Below are 18,722 nucleotides of genomic sequence, written 5' to 3'. Positions count from 1 at the left end.
CCTTTCCTGCCACCCGGTAGGCTGGTCCGGCGTGCGTACCCGGGGGAACGCGCGCCGGGCACACGCCCACCGACACGGGAGGAACGGCGTTGCACGTCCAGGAATGGCTCGACACGGTACCGGCGGTCGCCATCTATGCCCTGGTGGCCGGGGTCATCGGCCTCGAGAGCCTGGGCATCCCGCTGCCCGGTGAGATCGTCCTGGTCTCGGCGGCGCTGCTGTCCTCCCAGCACGGCGAGGTCAACCCCGTCGTCCTGGGCGCCTGCGCCAGCGCGGGAGCCGTCGTCGGCGACTCCATCGGATACGCCATCGGCCGCAAGGGCGGCCGGCCCCTGCTCGCCCGGCTCGGCCGCAAGTTCCCCCGTCACTTCGGCGAGGCCCATGTCGCCACCGCCGAGCGCTCCTTCGAGAAGTGGGGCATGTGGGCGGTCTTCTTCGGCCGCTTCGTCGCCCTGCTCCGCATCTTCGCTGGCCCCCTCGCGGGCGTGCTGCACATGCCGTACTGGAAGTTCCTCATCGCGAACTTCCTCGGCGGGGTCATCTGGGCCGGTGGCACGACCGCCGTCATCTACTACATCGGCGTGGTCGCGGAGGACTGGCTCAAGCGGTTCTCGTACTACGGCCTCGGAGTGGCCGTCCTGATCGGTGTGGCGTCCATGCTGATCGTCAAGCGCAAGGCGAAGCAGGCGACGGCGAAGGCCGAGGCGGAGCCGGTGGCCGCCGCCGAGTGACCCTTACTGTCCGCCGTCCGCGTGCGCCGCGCGGTGCGCCTTGGCCAGATCCACGTACAGCGTGCCGTTCAGAGTGATGCCCGCGCGCTCCTCCTCGGTCAGCGGGCGCTTGACCTTCGCGGGTACGCCGGCGACCAGTGAGCCCGGCGGGACCTGCATGCCCTGCGGGACGAGGGCCTGGGCGGCGACCAGGGAACCGGCGCCGATCACCGCGCCGTTGAGGACCGTGGCGCCCATGCCGACCAGGCAGTCGTCCTCGACGGTGCAGCCGTGCAGGACGGCGTTGTGGCCGACGGAGACCCGCTCGCCGACCGTCACCGGGAAGCCGGGGTCGACGTGCACGGTGCAGTTGTCCTGGATGTTGCTGTCGGCGCCGAGCACGATCGGGCCGCAGTCCGCGCGGAGCACCGCGCCGTACCAGACACTCGTCCCGGCGTGCAGGGTGACCTCGCCGATCACGACGGAGGTCGGAGCGGCGAACGCCTCCTGGTCCAGGTCCGGGTCCTTGCCACCGATCCCGGTGATGAGTGCCTGCTGGCCCATCGCTCTCTCTCCTCTTCCGTGGTGCCGCGCCTGACCGAACCGTACGGGACGGCTTTTCCGGGGTGCCGCGTGGGGCGAAGATCACAGGCCGGAGCTCTGCGGGGACCCGTACGGCTGAGTAACGTGTGGCTGTGCCGAAGAACTGGAACGCGTTCTCATCCCGCGCCTTCACCGGGCGCCTCGCCCATCGCGCGGTGCAGGCGGGGCTGCGCTGGGCGCAGCGGGCGGGTGCGGTGACCGCCGAGCACCCCGGCCGCTACCGCTTCGGCGCCATCGGCCCCGGCACCAAGCTGGCCTTCCCGCAGGGCACCGTCTTCGGTGAGCCCTGGATCCGCCTCGGCGCCCACTGCATCATCGCCGAGCAGGTCACCCTGACCGCCGGCATGATGCCCGGCCTCGACCTCGGGCCCGAGCCGATCCTGCGCATGGGCGACGGCGTCGTCCTCGGCCGCGGCAGCCATGTCATCGCCGACACGACGGTCACGATCGGCAGCGACTGCTACTTCGGCCCGTACGTCTACGTGACGTCGACCAACCACTCGTACGACGACCCGCACCAGCCCATCGGCAAGCAGTGGCCGCGCATGGAGCCCGTCGAGATCGGGCCCGGCTGCTGGATCGGTACGGGTGCCGTGATCCTGCCGGGCGCGCGGATCGGCCGGAACGTCGTGGTGGCCGCGGGTGCCGTGGTGCGGGGAGAGGTGCCGGACCACGCCGTCGTGGCGGGCGCGCCGGCGCGGGTCGTACGGACCTGGGACGAGGAGAACGGCTGGCAGCCGCCCCTGCGCACCCCGGCCCCCGCCCCGATCCCCGAAGGCGTCACCTCCGAGCAACTGCTGGCGCTCGCCGACCTGGAGGCCGGGTCACAGCCCGGCGTCCAGGGTCTGACGTCCTGACCGCTCAGCCCGTCGCCAGCAGCACCGTTCCGAGCAGGGCGAGGCCCGCCCCCGCGGCCTGGACCCCGCGCAGCCGCTCGCTGAGGAAGCCGCGGGCGGCCAGGGCGGTGACCACCGGGTAGAGAGAGGCGAGTACGGCGGCGACCGTCACCGGGCCGTGCTGCGCCGCCATGGAGTACGTGCCGTTGGCCGCCACGTCGGCGAGGCCCACGAACGCGAGCGCCGGGAGCGCCGACCGGACGGCGCGCAGCCCGCCGTCCTCGGGAAGCGCCGGGGCGCCGCGCATCACGGAGACGAAGAGGGCCGCGCCTCCCGCCACCACATTGGTCACCCGCTGCACGAAGAGCGCCAGGAACAGCCCGGTCACGGTGGTCGAGGCCTCCCCGATCAGGGCCATCACGGCGCCGAAGCCGAACGCGGCGAGCAGCGTGAGCAGGACCGCCTGCCGCTGCACGGGCGCGCCCCTGAACTGCGGTCCGCCCGCGAGGACGACACCCACGACGGCCACGCCGATGCCCGCGAACTGGAGCAGCCCGGGGCGCTCCCCGAGAACCAGGCCGACGCCCAGGGGGACGACGACGCCGAGGGAGCCCAGCGGGGAGACGACACCCATCGGCCCGAGGGCGAGCGCCTTGTAGAAGGCGAGCATCGCGACCGGGCCGACGAGGCCGGCCGCCGCGGCGAACCACAGCTGGGGTCCCGCCTCGCTCCAGGCGCCAGTCACGGCGACGACCGTGCCGAGCACGGCGACGGCGATGCCCTGCGAGACGACGACCACGGTGAGCGCGGGCGTCCGTCTGGTCAGCAGCCCGCCGCCGAAGTCGGCCAGGCCCCACAGGAGGCTGGTGGCCAGGGCGAAGAGTGCTGTCATGGTCTGCCTCGCAGTACAGTGTGATGAACGTGGGCGAACGCTTTGTTGCACTACACGTTAGTTCAATGAACTGAACGCTGTCATCCAGAATATTGGACGGAATGTGTCGGAACTCGACCTGCTGACCCAGTCCCTCGGACGGAACGTCAAACGCTGGCGCACCGAGCGCGGCTTCACCCTGGACGGCCTCGCCTCCCGCGCCGGCGTCAGCCGCGGCATGCTCATCCAGATCGAGCAGGCCCGCACCAACCCGAGCATCGGCACTGTCGTCAAGATCGGTGACGCGCTCGGCATCAGCATCACCACCCTGCTCGACTACGAGCAGGGCCCGAAGGTCCGCATCGTGCCGCCCGAACAGGCCGTCCGCCTGTGGAGCACGGAGGCCGGGAGCTACAACCGCCTGCTCGCCGGAACGGAGGCCCCGGGCCCCCTGGAAATGTGGGACTGGCGGCTCGAACCGGGCGACGGCAGCGGTTCCGACCCGCACCCCTCGGGCACCGTCGAACTCCTCCATGTGACGGCCGGGGAGCTGACCCTGGTCGTGGACGGCGCCGAGTACCGCGTCCCGGCCGGCTCCAGCGTCTCGTTCGAGGCGAACGCCCCGCACGCGTACCGCAACGACGGCACCGAGGCCATGGAGATGACCATGGCCGTGTCGGTCCCGCCCGTACGCTGACCGGTCCCGCCCGTACGCCGAGACGCCCGGATCGCCCGCCGCGCACGGCTGTTAGCGTGCCGTCATGCGTGCACCCATCGGAGACTTCGACCTTGTCCGCCCGGCCCCTCAGGCGCTGGACCTGCTGACGGAGCCGGTGGCCGACGCCGTGCGCCGGTGGAGCGGCGCGGTGCCCGCGGAGCAGCTGATCCACGTCGACACCGAGCCCGACTGGGCGGACACGTCCACGTTCGTCGAGCACTACGGCCCCGAACTCCTCGACCGGTCCGCGAACTGCGTCGTCGTCGCGGGCAAGCGGGGCGGCGAGACGACCCTCGCCGCCTGCCTGGTCCTCTCCGGCACCCGCGTGGACGTCAACGGCGTCGTTCGCCGCCAACTCGGCGCCCGCAAGGCCTCGTTCGCCCCGATGGACACGGCCACCGGAGCCACCGGCATGGAGTACGGCGGGATCACGCCGATCGGCCTGCCCGCCGACTGGCCGCTCCTCGTGGACGCGGCCGTCGTGGACCTGCCGCACGTCCTGATCGGCAGCGGCACGCGCCGCGGCAAGCTCATCGTGCCTGGCAAGGCGTTCCTGGACCTGCCCGGCGCCGTGGTCATCGAAGGACTCGGAGTGAACTGAGCCCGCCCCGGGGTGAACGAACCCGGGAGCCCGTGCGTCTGAGGAGCGCCCCTGCGACGGCGCGGGGCGCGGGAAGCGACACGGGCGGGGCGGGGCATGGGGATACGGAACGTGGGGGTACCGGCGGCTGCGCTGGTCGTGCTGGTGGCGTTGTCGGCGTGCGGCGCGGGGATTCCGGAGGACCTGGTGGTGCCGGGAACGGCTCCCGCCGCGCCCTACCGTGGTCCTCTCAAGGCCAAGGCGCCCGACGGTGACGGTGACGACGGCGACGTCCGGGCCGGAGGCGCCGCCGTCCTCGCCCTCGAATGCGCCGGGAAGCCCTATGAGGGCGGCCGGGGGGACGACGGCTGGGGCCGGTCCGACGGCGCCTACTCGCCCGAGGAGGCCCTGAACGCGCTCGTGACGGACGATCCCGGGTCGCTGCCGCACCGCGGCTACCGCGTCGAGCACGAGACGGGCCGCCGCGTCCTGTACTCGTACGACGTCGGCGGCCGCACGCGCGTCGCCGTGATCGTCGCCAAGGACCGGCCGCACAGGCCGGGTTGGGGCATGGAGACGTTCGCGCGGTGCGATCCGTCCGAGTTCGCCCGCCGGGACCGGGCGCGGCTCGACCTCCGGGTGTGGACGGACCGCGCGGGCCGGCCGGTCCCCGTGTCCGAGGTCTTCAGCACGGCGGGCCCCGAGCACTGCGACTGGCAGTCGGTGACGTTCCTCCACCTCGGCGACCGCCAGTATCTGCGCGACCCCGGACACGTGCTGTCCCGGGACTCGCTGCACACGTCGTACGCGCCGAAGAGCCGGCTGCCCGCGGGCGCCACGGACACCGGATACCGCGACGGCCACCGCCAACTCTGGCTCTCCGTCGACAAGTCGAACGCGTATGTGCGGACCGGGAGCCGTGTGGAGCGGTGGCCGGGGTCGATCGAGCCGATCGCGTGCAAGTGAGGGCCGGGCCGCCTACCCAGTGACGGCCGGGCCGCCTACGCTCCTTTCGGAGCAAGCGCTTTCGTCGCCTGTCCGAGGAGCCCCGCATGTCCTCCGAACCCAGCACCCGCCCGGCGCCCGTCCTCCCGCACCCCCTGCCCGGAGCCGTCGGCCTCTCCCACCTGAACGCCTATGAGTGGGAGGCCGCCGACGGCGTGTGCGGCGGCAGCCCGCACCTGCACCTCGTGTGCACGGAGGCCTACGTCGTCACCGGCGGCCACGGCGCCGTCCAGACGCTCGGGCCCGGCGGCTACCGTGAAATCCCCCTGGAGGCGGGGTCGTTGGCGTGGTTCACGCCGGGCACGGTGCACCGGATGGTGCGGGGCGGCGGCGACCTGCGCATCACCGTCCTGATGCAGAACAGCGGACTGCCGGAGGCCGGGGACGCGGTGTTCACGTTCCCGCCCGAGGTGCTCGCCGACCCCGACCGGTACGCCGCCGCCGCGACGCTGCCCGCAAGGACGGGCCCCCGGGCGGAGGCGGCCGCGCGGAAGCGGCGCGATCTCGCCGTCGAGGGCTATCTGCCGCTGCGCGCGGCGCTCCTGGCCGGGGACGACGCGCCCTACCTGGCCTTCCAGCGGGCGGCCGCGAGCCTCGTCCGCGACAAGGTGCCCGGGTGGCGCGAGCTGTGGCGGGCGGGCGCGCTGGCCGCCGCCGAGCGCACCGGCGCCCAGCTCGCGTCCCTCGAATCCGGCGACCCCGCCCACCTCGCGGAAGCGGGCACGTACGCCACCGGACCGACCCGGCGCGGGGGCTACGGCATGTGCGGGCGCCGTGACGAGTACGAGCTGCCCGGGGTCACGATCGCGCGGCGCAATGGATAACGTCCGTAGCTAGGAGGGTAGTTAGCGGCTCAGGCGGGGGATCTCGATCGCCGGGCACTTGTCCATGACCATGGCCAGGCCCGCCTCGCGCGTCCGGGCGTAGGCCGCCTCGTCGATCACGCCCAGCTGGAACCACACCGCTTCGGCGCCGATCGCGCGGGCCTCGTCGGCGACCTGGCCCGCCAGATGGGAGTTCACGAAGGTGTCCACCACGTCGACCTTGAAGGGGATCTCGTCGAGGGAGGCGTAGCCCTGCTCGCCGTGCACCGTCTCGGCCTTGGGGTGGACCGGGACGACGCGCTTGCCGAAGCGCTGGAGCACCTCGGCGACGCCGTACGCGGCGCGCGCCCTGTTCGAGGAGAGGCCCACGACTGCCCAGGTGTCACCGAGCTCCGTGAGGATCCTGCGGACCGTCTCCTGATCGCCGTACATGCGCTGCCTCCTGGGGTGGACCGGACGTTCACCGGGGTCAACGGGCGGACGCCGCGAGGGATTCCCGTGTGCGCGCTCAGAGGTCACGTGTGCGCGTTCAGAGGAACGTGGCCGCGTGCAGGATGCGGATCATGGTGACAGCGGAGTTCGCCGAGGACATCGCCGACACCGCCGTGCCCACCGCCGCCGCCCAGGCCGCGAGTCCGGCGCCGGTGCCGACCGGTGGCCAGGTCCGCGCCGAGGGGGCCGGGCGCAGCAGAGCCGCGACCCGGCGGGGCACCGGGCCGGGAGCCGCGAGGCCCGCCAGGGTCGGGGACGGCGCGGGACGCGACACGAGGGCCGCCTTGCCGATCGCGCGCGCCACCACACGGCGGTCCCGCACGGTGCGTGCCGCGTCCTCGTCGGCCCACCGCTCCGTCGAGTACGCCACCGCCCGGCTCAGCGGCAGCAGGAACGGGTTGGCCCGCGCCGCAAGGCGTGCCACGAGCAGATGACGATGGTGCCGCCCCGCCAGATGGGCCCGCTCGTGTGCGAACAGCGCCCGGCGCTCCGGCGGGGTGAGGAGGGACAGGAGCCCGGTCGTGACCACCACCCGGTCGCGGTCGCCCCCGGGCAGGGCGTACGCGTACGGCACCGTGTCCGGCACGACCGCGACTCCCGGGGCGCGCAGCCCGGCGAGGGCCCGCCTGGCGCGGCGCGGGACGCGGTGGTGGCGCAGGACGACCCGCGCACAGGCCACGAGGACGGCGGCGAGCGCGGGGATCGCGGCCTTGCCCGCCACCTCGTCGTGCGGCACGGCCGCCCGCACCTCGGGGTCGGACCAGCCGTCGGGCAGCGGGTTCCCCGGCAGCTGGGCCGTGCCGACGACCATGAGGAGGGCCAGGCACAGCGTGCTGCACACGGCCATCACCCCGCCGACCGCCGTCAGCAGACGCGTCGCGGTGCGCGGGTGGAGGTGCTGCTCGGCGAGGCGCGCCACCGGCCACGCCGTCAGCGGCAGCACCAGCGGTAAGAAGACGAAGACCCCCATCGCCCGGTCAGCCCTCGTCCGGTCCTGCGGCGTCGTCCGGCTGTCCGGCCTGTTCGAGCAGGTCCCGCAGGAGCTGTTCGTCGCCGGGCGGCAGCGCCGTGACGAACCGGGAGAGGACCGCCTCGCGGTCCGTCTCGCCGTCGAGGACCTTGCGCATCCGCAGCGCCGCGAGCCCCGCGCCGTCGGCCGCCGGGGTCCACAGGAAGGAACGGCCGTCGCGGGCGCGGGTCACCGCGCCCTTCGCGAGGAGCCGCGTCAGGATCGTCACCACGGTCGTGTACGCGAGGCTGTCGCCGATCCGCTCCTGCACCCACGCGGCCGTCACCGGCCCCGGCGCCTCGCACAGCACTGCGAGGACCTGGGCCTCCAGTTCGCCCTGCCCCCGGCGCCGTGCCCGCCGGTCGTGTCCGTCCCGTGTCATGTCCCGCCGCCCTCCGCTTCGGCCGCGCCCCGCCCGCCGGCGCCACATCCTATGGCGGGGCGGCGCGCCCGCGGGTCAGCCCACGTGGACACGGGGGCGCAGACCGGGGTCGGGCTCGGCGCGGCGCAGCACCTCGCGGGTGACCGGGGCGACCTCGCCGTCACCGAAGACGAGGAAGCGCAGCAGATGGCTGACGGGATGGCCCTCGGTCCAGTTGAAGTACGCGTGCGGCACGTCGCCCGTGCGGGCCCGCAGGCTCATGAGGACGGCCGCGATGGTGTTCGGCACGCCCGCGCCCTGGACGCGCAGCCGGCGTACGCCGTGCTTCTCGTCGCCGTGGACCTCGACCGGCGCGGTGAAGTCCGACGAGTCGTGGACGAAGACCTCCAGGAACAGGACGGGCCGCCCGTCCGGGATGTGGGTCTGCTCGCGCTGGCTGTACTCCTTGGCGCGGTACTCGGCCGTGGTGTGCTCGTGCGGCTCGTTCGCGATGATCCGCAGCGGACCGTGGCCCGCGGCCTCGTCGATGATCCGGGCCGCCGTCTCGTCGAACGTGACGTCACCCGCCCGCAGTTCGAACGCGCGGTGCACGCGGGACGCGAAGGAGGTGAGGAGGATCCCGACGATGAACAGAAGGGCGATCTTGATGCCGTCGGGCCGCTCGATGACGTTCGTGACGAGGGTGTACGCGAACACGGCGGTGATCGCGCCGAAGCCGACGGTCGCGGCCTTGCGGCCCCGCGACCGCACGGCGACCGTCGAGGCGAACGACGCCGACAGCATCAGGACCAGGACACCGGTCGCGTACGCGCCGCTCTGGTCGTCGACGTTCGCGTTGAACCACAGCGTGATGAAGACCGCGATCGCCATGAACAGGAGCACCAGCGGGCGGACGGCACGCGTCCACTCCGGGGCCATGCCGTAGCGCGGCAGATAGCGCGGTACGAGGTTGAGGAGCCCGGCGAGCGCGGACGCCCCGGCGAACCACAGGATGGCGATGGTCGAGACGTCGTAGACCGTGCCGAAGGCCTCGCCCAGGTACTGGTGCGCGAGGAAGGCGAGGGCGCGCCCGTTGGCCCGGCCGCCGCTCTCGAACGCGGACTGCGGGATGAGGATCGTCGTCGCGAGGCTGGACAGGAGCAGGAAACCGCTCATGATCAGCGCGGCCGTGGTGAGCAGCTTCCGGGTCTCCCTGACCCGCCCCGCGGGACGTGCGTGCGTGTCCGTGGCGTCGCCCCGCACCTGCGGCATCACGGCGACGCCGGTCTCGAAGCCGGACATGCCGAGCGCCAGCTTCGGGAAGACGAGGAGCGCCACCCCGACCATCGCGAGCGGTGAGGAGTGCGCGGCGGTCATGGCGTCCCACCAGTTGCCGATCCGCACCGGCTCGCTCAGGACGTGCCAGGCGGCGGTGACGAGGACGACCACGTTCAGGGCGAGGTAGACGGCGACCAGGACGACCGCGACGCGGATCGCCTCGCGGAACCCCTTGAGGAACACCGCGCCGAGCGCCGCCACGAGGACCAGGGTGATCCAGATGTTCGCGCCGTCGAGGGAGGCGGGCGCGAAGGGGTTCTCGACGACGTGCGCGGCGGCGTCCGCCGCCGAGAGCGTGATCGTGATCATGAAGTCGGTGGCCGCGAACCCGAGCAGTACGAGGACGAACAGCTTCCCCGCCCACCAGGGGAGGAGCCGCTCCAGCATCGCGATCGAGCCCTCGCCGTGCGGGGACTCCTTGGCGACGCGGCGGTAGACCGGCAGCGCCCCGCCGAGCGTGAGCGCGATCAGGACGAGGGTGGCCAGCGGGGAAAGCAGTCCCGCGGCGAGCGCGGCGATGCCCGGCTGGTAGCCGAGGGTGGAGAAGTAGTCCACGCCGGTCAGGCACATCACCCGCCACCACGTGTTGCCCTTGTGCTCGGCCGGCGGGGTGCCGTGCGGACCCGGATGCCGGGCCGTCGTCTCGCTCAGACCTTCGAGGAGCCAGGACCGCCATCGCGGGGATGGCGGCCGGACGGCCGTGCCTTCGGCGGGCTCGGCCTGCGTGCCGGTCATGGGTGGTGCCGCTTCCTGTTGAGACGTGCGTCCCGGCTACTGGGACGACGAGCGAGTATCCACCACACCGTGATCCGGGCGGTGGGCGGGGGCGGGCCGACCGCCCGGGGCGCATACGCTGGGCCGATGCAGGACGAGTACCGCACCGTGGCCCGCGAGGGCGTGCACGAGACCGAGATCAACCGCTCCCGGTTCCTGTGCGCGCTCGCGCCCGCCGCCACCGAACGCGAGGCCCAGGACTTCGTCGCGCGCATCCGCAAGGAGCACCCGACGGCGACCCACAACTGCTACGCGTACGTCATCGGCGCCGACGCCTCCGTACAGAAGGCGAGCGACGACGGCGAACCGGGCGGCACGGCGGGCGTCCCCATGCTCCAGATGCTCACCCGCCGCGACATGCGGTACGTCGTCGCCGTCGTGACCCGCTACTACGGAGGCGTGAAGCTCGGCGCGGGCGGCCTCATCCGCGCCTACGGAGGCGCCGTCGGCGAGGCCCTCGACGCCCTCGGCACCATCACCCGGCGCCGCTTCCGGCTCGCCACCGTCACCGTCGACCACCAGCGGGCCGGCAAGGTGCAGAACGACCTGCGGTCCACGGGACGTGAGGTGCGTGACGTCCATTACGGAGAGGCGGTCACCATCGAGATCGGCCTGCCGGACGCCGACGTCGACGCGTTCCGGGCCTGGCTGGCCGATGTGACCGCCGGCACCGCGGAGTTCGAGCTCGGCGGAGAGGCGTACGGCGACGCGTGAGCGTCTCCGCAGGGCGGGGCCATGCCGACCTGGACGGCAGATCAGGCTACGGCGGACTCTGTCGCGGCGAGTGCCTCGGTCACCTCGTCGAGGACGGCGCCGGCCTGTGCCGTGAGTTCGGGTGTGGCCAGGAACCGCTGGTCCTCGCCGATGCGTTCCTCGATGCCGGGGATCGACAGGCTCTTCTCGGCGGGGCGCAGACCGACCCGGCCGAGGACCGGACGGATCATCTCGATGGCGGGGGCGCCGCCCGATGTGCCCGCGCTGTAGCTGATCAGGCCTACAGGCTTGTCCTTCCATTCCTGGTAGAGGAAGTCGATGGCGTTCTTGAGGGGCGCGCTGAAACCGCCGTTGTACATCGGCATGACGAAGACGAAGCAGTCGGCGGAGTCGACCTTCGCGCTCCACTGCTTGGTGTGCTGGTGGACGTAGCGGCCGCCGGAGGGGTGCTCGGGCTCGTCGAGGAACGGCAGGCCGAGCTCTCCGAGATCGATCAATGTGGTGTCGAACTCCGTGCGGGAGGCGGCGAGTTCGGCGACCCAGGCGGCTAGTGGGCGCCCCGTCGAGGTGGGACGCGTGCTGGCGGAGATGACATACAGGCGAGGCATTCGTGCCGATCCTTCATGTGGTCGAGGCGGTGGTGGAGGTGGCGGGCCGGATGGTGAAGCGGCGGATGGCCTGCTGGGCGAGCGGACCGATCGTCGCGGCGTACAGGAGCGTTCCGATGCCGACCGTGCCGCCGAGCAGCCAGCCGGTGAGCAGTACGCAGATCTCGATCATGGTGCGCGCGGCGCGGATCGAGATCCCGTGCCGTGCCAGGCCGGTCATCAGGCCGTCGCGTGGTCCAGGGCCGAGGCCGGCTCCGATGTAGAGCCCGGTGGCTACGGCGTTGAGCCCGATCCCCACGAGCAGGAACGGGATCCGCACGGCGAGGCGGCCGGATTCCGGGAGGAGGCCGAGAGTGGTGTCGGCGGCGACGCCGACGACGAGGATGTTGCAGAGGGTGCCGATTCCGGGGCGGACCCGCAGTGGTATCCAGGCGATGAGCACCAGGGCGCCGACAAGGTTCACGACCCACCCGAAGGACAGTCCGGTACTGCGCGATATCCCTTGGTGCAGGGCGTCCCAGGAGGGGAGACCGAGCCCCGCGGCGATCATGAGCGCGACGCTCACGCCGAACAGGACGAGCCCCCCGAGAAGACTCAGCGACCGTGCCACGACATCTCCAGATGATTGACGTGTCACCTGCATCGTAGGATGAGGTAGATGACATGTCAACTACACTGCAGTACGGTGGCCGCATGACCCAGGAACCCCGTTGGCTTTCCGACCGCGAGCAGCGCGCATGGCAGGCCTACCGCCGTATGTTCCTGCTGCTCAACGCCCAGCTGTCACGTGATCTCGCCCGGCAGAGCGGGCTTTCCGAACCCGACTACGACGTGCTGTCCAGCCTGGGCAGCAGGCCGGACCACCGCTGCCGGGTCAGCGAGCTCGCGGAGCGCATGCTCTGGTCCCGCAGTCGCCTCTCCCATCACCTGGCCCGCATGGAACAGCGCGGTCTCGTGGTGCGCGAGGAGTGCGCGACGGACGGCAGGGGAGCGGTCGTCGTCCTCACCGCCCCGGGGCAGCGGACCATCGAGGCGGCAGCCCCCCTGCACGTGGAGTCCGTGCGCAAGTACTTCATCGATCTGCTGACCGCCGAGGAGATCGACGTGTTCGCCGATGTCGGTGAGACGGTGGTGGAGCGCCTCACCGACACCGAGGGCCGTCGGCCCACAGGCTGATCCTGCGATCGGTCAGGGTGACTGGAACGCCAGCCGGGCCGCGAATCCGATGAGGAGCAGCCCCGTCACCTGTTCGATGCGGGCCCGCACGCGCGGCCTGCGCAGCCAGGTGCCCAACCGGTCGACCGTGAAGACGTACGTGCTGAACCAGAGCACATAGATCACGGCGAACACCAGTGACAGCAGCAGCGCCTTGGGCAGCACGCCGTGGGTCGGCAGGAACTGCGGCAGGAAGGTCACGAAGAACAGTGCGACCTTCGGGTTGAGAGCGTTGGACAGGAAGCCGTGGCGCAGGTGCCTGCCGCCGTGCGCCTCCTGGTCACCGGCACCGTCGCCCTGCGCATCCTCCTTCATGGTGTGCCGGGCGCCGCGCAGGGTCGCGATGCCCATCCACACCAAGTACGCGGCCCCCACGACCTTGAGGACGGCGAATGCCGTCGCCGAGGCGAGCAGCAGCGCGGAGATGCCCAGTACCGCAGCCCCGACGTGGACGCTCAGCCCCAGCATTCCGCCCACCATCGTGAGCAGACCGGCTCTGCGGCCTCCGGCGAGCGCGTTGCGCGTGATCAGGGCCTGGTCGGGTCCCGGGATCATGATGAGCACCAGGGACGCGGCGGCGAAGGTCAGCACGGCGTGTCTCCCGCTCGGGCGCGGATCGAGCCGACCGCCCCCGCCAGGGCCCGCAGCACCACGGCGGGCCGCTCGCGCAGGTAGAAGTGGCCGCCGGGGAACTGGCGTACGGTCACCTCACCCGTCGTGAGGGCGCGCCAGGCCTCGAGCTGCTCGCCGGTGACATGGTCGTCGCTGCCGCCGAAGACCGTGACGGGCAGGGAGAGCGGTTCCTCGGAGCGCCAGGAGTAGGTCTCCAGGATCTCGTAGTCGGCCCGCAGGGCAGTTGCCGTAAGTGCACACAACTCTGGTGAGGCGAGGACCTCTTGGGGAATCCCGCCGTGCATTCGGGAGACGGTGTCGAGCAGCTCCGCATCGGGCAGCCGGTGCACGCCATCGGCCGTGCGCGGCAGATGGGGCGCGGGAAAGCCCGAGACGACCAGGCGGGCGGGCAGGGGGCGGCCCGCCGCGCGCAACGCCCGGGTGATCTCGTACGACACGAGTGCGCCGAGGCTGTGCCCGAAGAAGGCGTACGGCTCCTTGCCGAGGGAGACTTCGGCGAGGAACGCCTCGACGAGCGTGTCCATGGCGGTGATGACGGGCTCGGTGGCACGCGAACCACGGCCCGGCAGCTGGACGGCGTGTGGTTCGGCGCCGCGCAGGTCACGGGCCCAGCGAAGGTACTCCGCGGCGGAACCACCCCCGTGCGCGAAGCAGTAGAGCTTGGGGGCGGCCGGCCGCGGAGCCCCGCTGATGATCCAGCGGGGCGACGTGGTGACGTTCATGGGTTCCTCACACTCGTGCCGGGAGCTGTGCGGTGAGATGACGAGACAGGGCTTGGGGGGTGAAGTGGTCGAAGACGTCCCGGGGGCGCACGGGGATGCCGAGCTCGTCACGGACCGCGGCGCAGATCACCAGGGTGGTCGCGGAGTCGACGCCCAACGCGTCGAGTCCGGTGGCGGGGTCGATCTCGTCCTTGCCGACGTCGAGGACCTCCGCGAGGAACTCGACGAGCCAGGCCTCGATGCCCGTGTTCGTCAGCTGGGGTGTCTGGTGCATCACTGCTCCTCGGGCATGAGTTCGGACGGGCCCAGAAGCGTCTCGAGGTAGCCGTCGAGTGCTTCCACCGTGGTGTATTGCAGGACCGTGCCGACGGGCACGGCGACGTCGAAGGCGGTCTGAAGGTTGGCGACCAGACGCGCCGCCAACAGCGAGTCTCCGCCCGCCTCGAGGAAGTCGTCGGCGAGGTCCACCCGGTCCAGGCCCAGCACCTCCCGCCAGATGCCCACGAGTTTGCGCTGCCGGTCGGTGCGCGGCGGCTTGGCCGGCCTGTTCCGCAGCGAGCCGCGTGTCCCCGCCTTGGCGAGGGACGCCCGGTCCACCTTGCCCGTGGCGCTGAGCGGAAGCTCCTCCAGGGCGAAGAGCTGGGCGGGCACCATGTGCTTGGCCAGGCGCTCGGCGGCGAAGGCCCGCAGTTCGTCGGGGGTGAAGCGACGCCGTACATCCGGGCCCTGGGCCACGATCACGTCGAACCCGACGGAGGCCGGGCCGCCGGCGGTGGTGAGGACGGCCGCGTCGGTGAAGCCGGCGGCGGTGAGTTCCTGCTGCCACTGTTCACGGTCCAACAGACAGTGTCCGGACCGCAGGTCGGTGTCCTCGAAGTTGTCGAAGCCCTGCTGGAGGCCCATGACGAGGTCGAACCACGGGTGGAACGTGGTCTGTTCGACCATCAGGAGGACGCCGCCGGGCGCGAGCACGGAGCGCAGATGGTGCAGTGTCCGCCGGATCTGCCGCATGTCGTGCAGCACGCTCGCCGCGATGACGAGATCGGCCGCCTGGTTCTCGAAGCCCTGAGTGGCGGGTGGCAGATCGAGGTCGAAGAGGTCGTACCGGATGAAGGGGTAGTCGGCGAACGCGGTCTGCGCCTTGTCCATGAAGTAGCGCGAGATGTCGGTGAACACGTACGAGGTGCGGTCGGCCGGCAGCAGCGGCAGCAGGTGCCGGGTGAGCGAGCCGTATCCGGAGCCCACCTCCATGACCCTCAGCGGCCGGTCGTCGGGCCACTGTTCGGTCATCTCGCGCACGGCGTCGGTCGCGGCAGCATAGACAGGGCCGAACAGCCGGGCGTAGACGCCAGGGGTGCGGTCGGAGGCGTACAACTCGGCGGAGTGGATGCTCTGGGTGAGAACCCCGGCGAGATCGCCGGCGAGTGAGAGCATCCAGTCGCTCACGTCCTCGGGGATCTCCAGGACATCCTTGAGTACGGTCCGCACGCGTGCGCCGAGCTCCGGCGGCAGTGCGTCGGGCAGTTCCCGTACCACTTGCAGGCCGCCGTCCACGGACCGCAGGTATCCGGCGCTCTCCAGGGCTGCGACGGCTCGGGCCAGCCAGCGCTCGTAGCGGGGCGCGACGCCGGCCCCGCGCAGAGCCGCCGCATCGAATTCCGCGCCGGGGGAGTGCGGCAGGCCGAACGCGCGGAAGGCCACCGCCGTGGCACAGATGTACACCTCGTTGAGCGCGTCCCAGGCAGTACGCAGGCGCTCGGGGCCGGGGCCGAGCGCGGGCCGCCCCGCAGTGGCGCACAGGGCCTGCCACTGTCCGCGACTCACATCGGGGTCGGCGCGATCGGTCACGAACAGGGTGTCGTCCCCCTTGGCCGGCACCACGTATCCGAACAGCCGCGCCGCGCTGCCGCCGTCGGCGGACTTCACGACCACGGCCGCATCCACGCCGGGGTGCCCGGTCAGGACCGACTCGATCTCGCCGAGCTCCACCCGGTGGCCATTGATCTTGACCTGGCCGTCGCGGCGGCCGAGGAACTCGATCGTCCCGTCCGCCGTGTAGCGGCCGAAGTCCCCTGTGCGGTACAGGCGTTCACCGGTGCGGGGGTGGTGGACGAAGCTCGCCGCGGTCCGCTCGTCGTCGGCCCAGTAGCCACGGGCCAGCCCCACGCCGCCGATGTACAGCTCACCGGCGGTCCACACCGGGCACGGCTCGAAGCCGGAGTCCAGGACGTGGAAGGTCTGGTTGCGCAGCGGGATGCCGTACGGCACGCTCTTGGCGCCCGGCCTGACCTCGTCGACCCGGTGATAGATCGACCAGATCGACGCCTCGGTGGCGCCGCCCATGCTGATGATCTCGGCGTCCGGCCACAGAGCGTGGATGCGCTCGGGCAGGTCGACCGGGATCCAGTCGCCGCTGAGCATCACCAGACGCAGCTGCTCGGGGATCTCACCGCCGGCCTCCAGGTGCTCCACCAGCATCTGCATCTGGGCGGGGACGGAGTTCCATACGGTCACCCCGTGCTGGCCCATGATCTTGGCCCAGTGGGCGGGCTCCGACCGCATCTCAGGATCGGGCAGTACGAGCGTGGCGCCCGCGGCGAAGGTACCGAACAGGTCGTACACGGACAGGTCGAAGCCCAGGTCGGCGAGGCCGAAGACCCGGTCCTGGGGGCCGACGCCGAAGCGTTCGTTGATGTCGACGACCGTGTTGAGCGCGGCGTGGTGCTCGATCATCACGCCCTTGGGTGTGCCGGTCGAGCCCGAGGTGTAGATGACGTACGCCAGGTCCCGCTCGCCGGCGGGTCCCGAGGGGTGGCGCCCCCCGGCCGGGGTCGTGCCCATCTCGTCGACGAGGATGCGGGAGATGTTCTCCGGCCACTCCAGCTCGGCGTCGAGCACACTGTCGGTGACGGTGGCGAGCGCCTTGCCGTCCTGGAGTATGCAGGCCCGGCGCTGCGCGGGCAGGCTCACGTTGACGGGCAGATAGGCGGCGCCCGCCATCATCACGCCGTACGCCGCGGCGACCTGGTCGGGGCCCTTGTCGAGGCTGATGCCGACGAGACGGTCCCGAAGCGCCCGCGCGTTCTCGCCGTGCGCGGCGACACAGGCACCGACGGCCTGTGCTCGCGCGGCGAGTTCGCCGTACGTCACGGACTGCGTCGTGGTCAGGACGGCGGTTCGCCCGGGGTGCTCGGCGGCCCGGTCGAGGAACGGCTCGTGGAGCAGGCCCGCGGGGCGAGTGCCCTCGGTCGCATTGCGCTCGGCGCGGACGGTGAGCTGGTGGGCGGGCAGAGTGACGCGCAGTTCCTTGTCCCACAGGGTGTCGTCCTCGGCGAGGCGGGACACCATGTCGCAGTACGTGGCGAACATGTCGTCCAGCAGACCCTCGGGGAAGAGTTCCTCCACGCAGTCCCAGGTCAGGTCGAGCGACCCGGTGATGTCGACCACCTGGTGGTCGAGCCACACCTGCGGGGTCTGGCTGACGCGATAGGAGATGTCGCCGAAGTAGTCCATGGAATCGGACACATCGGCGGCAGTGCCCAGGCCGCTGGTGAACACCACCGGCATGGTTTCGAATCCGCTCTGCAGCCCGAGCCTGCGGCGTTCGCGCAGCGTCTGCAGTGCGCTGACCTGGCGGTGCCGGAGGTCCTTCTGGAGCTGGGTCTGCGTGGCGTCGACCCGTTCGCCGAGCGGCCGGCCCGAGGTGGCGTCCATCTCCAGGAGGCAGATGGAGGTGAAGTCCCCGACCACGCGGCGCAGATGGGGGTGGACGGTCCGCTTGCCGCTCTCCGTCTGCGACAGAAGCAGAGGCAGCCGGTTGAAGAGGGTGAGGTTGAGGGTGAAGCGCCGCGTGCCGCTCCAGGTCGCGAGCACCTCGGAGAAGATCGTCGCGAGGACCGCGGTGGGGGTCAGGCCGCGTTCCTCGCAGCGTTCCTGCAACTGCTTCCACCGGTCCTCGGGGAGATGGAACTCGCGGTGGGTGAAGCGTGGCTTGTGCACGCTCACCGGGGACTTCGCGAGCGGCAGGTCCGGGGGCGGGGCGAGCGTCTCGGCGCGGGAGGTCCAGTAGTCCAGCGCCTTGCGGTGGCGGAGTGCCTGCGATCCCCCTTCGAGAGCCAGCGCGTAGGAGCGGAAGGTCACGTCGATCGGCGGGAGTTCGAGGTCGGGGTCCTGGCACAGGGCGCTCCACTCGCTGAACAGGAGCGTGAGGCTGGCCAGATCGACCATGAGGAGGTCGAGGCTGATGTGGAGGCGGTCGTGCCCGGCGAGCCGGGTGTGCCTGATGTCGAACAGCGGCCAGTCGGCGGCGGTGTAGACGTGGTGCGACATCTCGTCGCGGATGTCCTGGAGCGTGCGCTCAGCCTCTTCCTCGGAGGCGGAGCGCACGTCGGTACATCGGATCTCGAACGGCGGGACGGTCGCGAGGACCCGCTGCTGTCCGTCCTCGCCCACGATCGCACGGAGCATGTCGTGCCGTTCGATGAGCTTGCGCCAGGCGCCGGTGAGTACATCGGGGTCCAGGCGGCGCCCTTCGAGTTCGAAGTACGCGTGCGGTGCCACGTTTCCCAGGACGAAGTTCGACCCGCGGCCCACCCAGTACGCGTACTGGATCTCCGTCAGGGGAAACTTCTCGTAACGATCGCCGGATGCGCGTGCACCGGCGCTGCTGTACGCAGCTGTCATGATTTTTTTCCTCCGGGTTCTCGGCA

Annotated in this window: 20 protein-coding genes; 8 read left to right on the top strand and 12 right to left on the bottom strand. The window is 71.6% G+C overall.

Features of this window, described 5'->3' with window-relative positions:
- Nucleotides 1-89 precede the first annotated feature (89 nt).
- Nucleotides 90-731 carry a DedA family protein gene (locus EOT10_RS17620; protein WP_127829175.1) on the top strand — a complete coding sequence of 214 codons (642 nt, stop codon included), beginning with the start codon at nucleotides 90-92 and terminating at the stop codon, nucleotides 729-731.
- A 3-nt stretch (nucleotides 732-734) separates the two neighbouring features.
- Here EOT10_RS17620 and EOT10_RS17615 read toward each other — a convergent pair whose 3' ends face one another.
- A complete protein-coding gene (locus tag EOT10_RS17615; RefSeq protein WP_127829174.1) occupies nucleotides 735-1,274 on the bottom strand; it encodes a gamma carbonic anhydrase family protein in 540 nt (179 codons plus the stop codon).
- Nucleotides 1,275-1,405: 131 nt separating this feature from the next.
- Here EOT10_RS17615 and EOT10_RS17610 point away from each other — a divergent pair, with 131 nt between their 5' ends.
- The gene (locus EOT10_RS17610) at nucleotides 1,406-2,170 is read left to right on the top strand and encodes an acyltransferase (RefSeq protein ID WP_127829173.1); all 765 of its coding nucleotides are present in this window, start codon (nucleotides 1,406-1,408) and stop codon (nucleotides 2,168-2,170) included.
- Nucleotides 2,171-2,174: 4 nt separating this feature from the next.
- On the opposite strand, the gene EOT10_RS17605 is transcribed toward EOT10_RS17610, so the two are convergent.
- Nucleotides 2,175-3,041 carry an EamA family transporter gene (locus tag EOT10_RS17605; protein WP_127829172.1) on the bottom strand — a complete coding sequence of 289 codons (867 nt, stop codon included), beginning with the start codon at nucleotides 3,039-3,041 and terminating at the stop codon, nucleotides 2,175-2,177.
- A gap of 103 nt (nucleotides 3,042-3,144) precedes the next feature.
- On the opposite strand from EOT10_RS17605, the gene EOT10_RS17600 reads away from it, so the two are divergent.
- The 4 genes from EOT10_RS17600 (at nucleotide 3,145) to EOT10_RS17585 (ending at nucleotide 6,147) form a co-directional block, all read left to right on the top strand.
- Nucleotides 3,145-3,717: a helix-turn-helix domain-containing protein gene (locus EOT10_RS17600; protein ID WP_127829171.1), complete on the top strand. Its 573-nt coding sequence runs from the start codon at nucleotides 3,145-3,147 to the stop codon at nucleotides 3,715-3,717.
- Between the two features lie 64 nt (nucleotides 3,718-3,781).
- Nucleotides 3,782-4,339, top strand: a complete 558-nt coding sequence (locus tag EOT10_RS17595; protein ID WP_127829170.1) for a YbaK/EbsC family protein — start codon at nucleotides 3,782-3,784, stop codon at nucleotides 4,337-4,339.
- Between the two features lie 111 nt (nucleotides 4,340-4,450).
- Nucleotides 4,451-5,284 carry a hypothetical protein gene (locus EOT10_RS17590; RefSeq protein WP_262985417.1) on the top strand — a complete coding sequence of 278 codons (834 nt, stop codon included), beginning with the start codon at nucleotides 4,451-4,453 and terminating at the stop codon, nucleotides 5,282-5,284.
- A gap of 86 nt (nucleotides 5,285-5,370) precedes the next feature.
- Nucleotides 5,371-6,147, top strand: a complete 777-nt coding sequence (locus EOT10_RS17585; protein WP_127829168.1) for a cupin domain-containing protein — start codon at nucleotides 5,371-5,373, stop codon at nucleotides 6,145-6,147.
- A 21-nt stretch (nucleotides 6,148-6,168) separates the two neighbouring features.
- Here EOT10_RS17585 and EOT10_RS17580 read toward each other — a convergent pair whose 3' ends face one another.
- The 4 genes from EOT10_RS17580 to EOT10_RS17565 all read right to left on the bottom strand — a co-directional run bounded on the left by EOT10_RS17580 (nucleotide 6,169) and on the right by EOT10_RS17565 (nucleotide 10,082).
- Nucleotides 6,169-6,579 carry a CoA-binding protein gene (locus EOT10_RS17580; protein WP_127829167.1) on the bottom strand — a complete coding sequence of 137 codons (411 nt, stop codon included), beginning with the start codon at nucleotides 6,577-6,579 and terminating at the stop codon, nucleotides 6,169-6,171.
- Between the two features lie 97 nt (nucleotides 6,580-6,676).
- A complete protein-coding gene (locus EOT10_RS17575) occupies nucleotides 6,677-7,609 on the bottom strand; it encodes a M56 family metallopeptidase (RefSeq protein ID WP_127829166.1) in 933 nt (310 codons plus the stop codon).
- A gap of 7 nt (nucleotides 7,610-7,616) precedes the next feature.
- Nucleotides 7,617-8,030 (bottom strand): BlaI/MecI/CopY family transcriptional regulator, encoded by a 414-nt coding sequence (locus EOT10_RS17570; protein ID WP_127829165.1) that lies wholly within the window; start codon nucleotides 8,028-8,030, stop codon nucleotides 7,617-7,619.
- A 75-nt stretch (nucleotides 8,031-8,105) separates the two neighbouring features.
- Nucleotides 8,106-10,082 carry an APC family permease gene (locus EOT10_RS17565; protein WP_127829164.1) on the bottom strand — a complete coding sequence of 659 codons (1,977 nt, stop codon included), beginning with the start codon at nucleotides 10,080-10,082 and terminating at the stop codon, nucleotides 8,106-8,108.
- A gap of 126 nt (nucleotides 10,083-10,208) precedes the next feature.
- On the opposite strand from EOT10_RS17565, the gene EOT10_RS17560 reads away from it, so the two are divergent.
- A complete protein-coding gene (locus EOT10_RS17560) occupies nucleotides 10,209-10,835 on the top strand; it encodes a YigZ family protein (RefSeq protein WP_127829163.1) in 627 nt (208 codons plus the stop codon).
- A 41-nt stretch (nucleotides 10,836-10,876) separates the two neighbouring features.
- On the opposite strand, the gene EOT10_RS17555 is transcribed toward EOT10_RS17560, so the two are convergent.
- Nucleotides 10,877-11,443, bottom strand: a complete 567-nt coding sequence (locus tag EOT10_RS17555; RefSeq protein WP_127829162.1) for an NADPH-dependent FMN reductase — start codon at nucleotides 11,441-11,443, stop codon at nucleotides 10,877-10,879.
- Between the two features lie 13 nt (nucleotides 11,444-11,456).
- Nucleotides 11,457-12,053, bottom strand: a complete 597-nt coding sequence (yczE, locus tag EOT10_RS17550) for a membrane protein YczE (protein WP_223281025.1) — start codon at nucleotides 12,051-12,053, stop codon at nucleotides 11,457-11,459.
- A gap of 83 nt (nucleotides 12,054-12,136) precedes the next feature.
- On the opposite strand from yczE, the gene EOT10_RS17545 reads away from it, so the two are divergent.
- Nucleotides 12,137-12,619 carry a MarR family winged helix-turn-helix transcriptional regulator gene (locus EOT10_RS17545; RefSeq protein WP_127829160.1) on the top strand — a complete coding sequence of 161 codons (483 nt, stop codon included), beginning with the start codon at nucleotides 12,137-12,139 and terminating at the stop codon, nucleotides 12,617-12,619.
- 12 nt (nucleotides 12,620-12,631) lie between these two features.
- Here EOT10_RS17545 and EOT10_RS17540 read toward each other — a convergent pair whose 3' ends face one another.
- The 4 genes from EOT10_RS17540 to EOT10_RS17525 are packed head-to-tail and all read right to left on the bottom strand — an operon-like array spanning nucleotide 12,632 to nucleotide 18,696.
- Nucleotides 12,632-13,249, bottom strand: a complete 618-nt coding sequence (locus tag EOT10_RS17540) for a LysE family translocator (protein WP_127829159.1) — start codon at nucleotides 13,247-13,249, stop codon at nucleotides 12,632-12,634.
- Nucleotides 13,243-14,013, bottom strand: coding sequence for a thioesterase II family protein (locus EOT10_RS17535; protein ID WP_127829158.1), 771 nt, complete (start codon nucleotides 14,011-14,013; stop codon nucleotides 13,243-13,245). Before EOT10_RS17535 ends, EOT10_RS17540 begins: the two co-directional genes overlap by 7 nt.
- A 7-nt stretch (nucleotides 14,014-14,020) precedes the next feature.
- On the bottom strand, nucleotides 14,021-14,287 hold the full coding sequence (locus EOT10_RS17530; RefSeq protein ID WP_127829157.1) for an acyl carrier protein: 267 nt from the start codon (nucleotides 14,285-14,287) through the stop codon (nucleotides 14,021-14,023).
- Nucleotides 14,287-18,696 carry a non-ribosomal peptide synthetase gene (locus EOT10_RS17525; protein ID WP_127829156.1) on the bottom strand — a complete coding sequence of 1,470 codons (4,410 nt, stop codon included), beginning with the start codon at nucleotides 18,694-18,696 and terminating at the stop codon, nucleotides 14,287-14,289. Before EOT10_RS17525 ends, EOT10_RS17530 begins: the two co-directional genes overlap by 1 nt.
- Nucleotides 18,697-18,722: the final 26 nt, after the last annotated feature.

This window comes from Streptomyces antnestii (assembly GCF_004005495.1).
GTDB classification, from domain to species: Bacteria; Actinomycetota; Actinomycetes; order Streptomycetales; family Streptomycetaceae; genus Streptomyces; species Streptomyces antnestii.
This window is presented reverse-complemented; position numbering and strand designations above follow the sequence as displayed.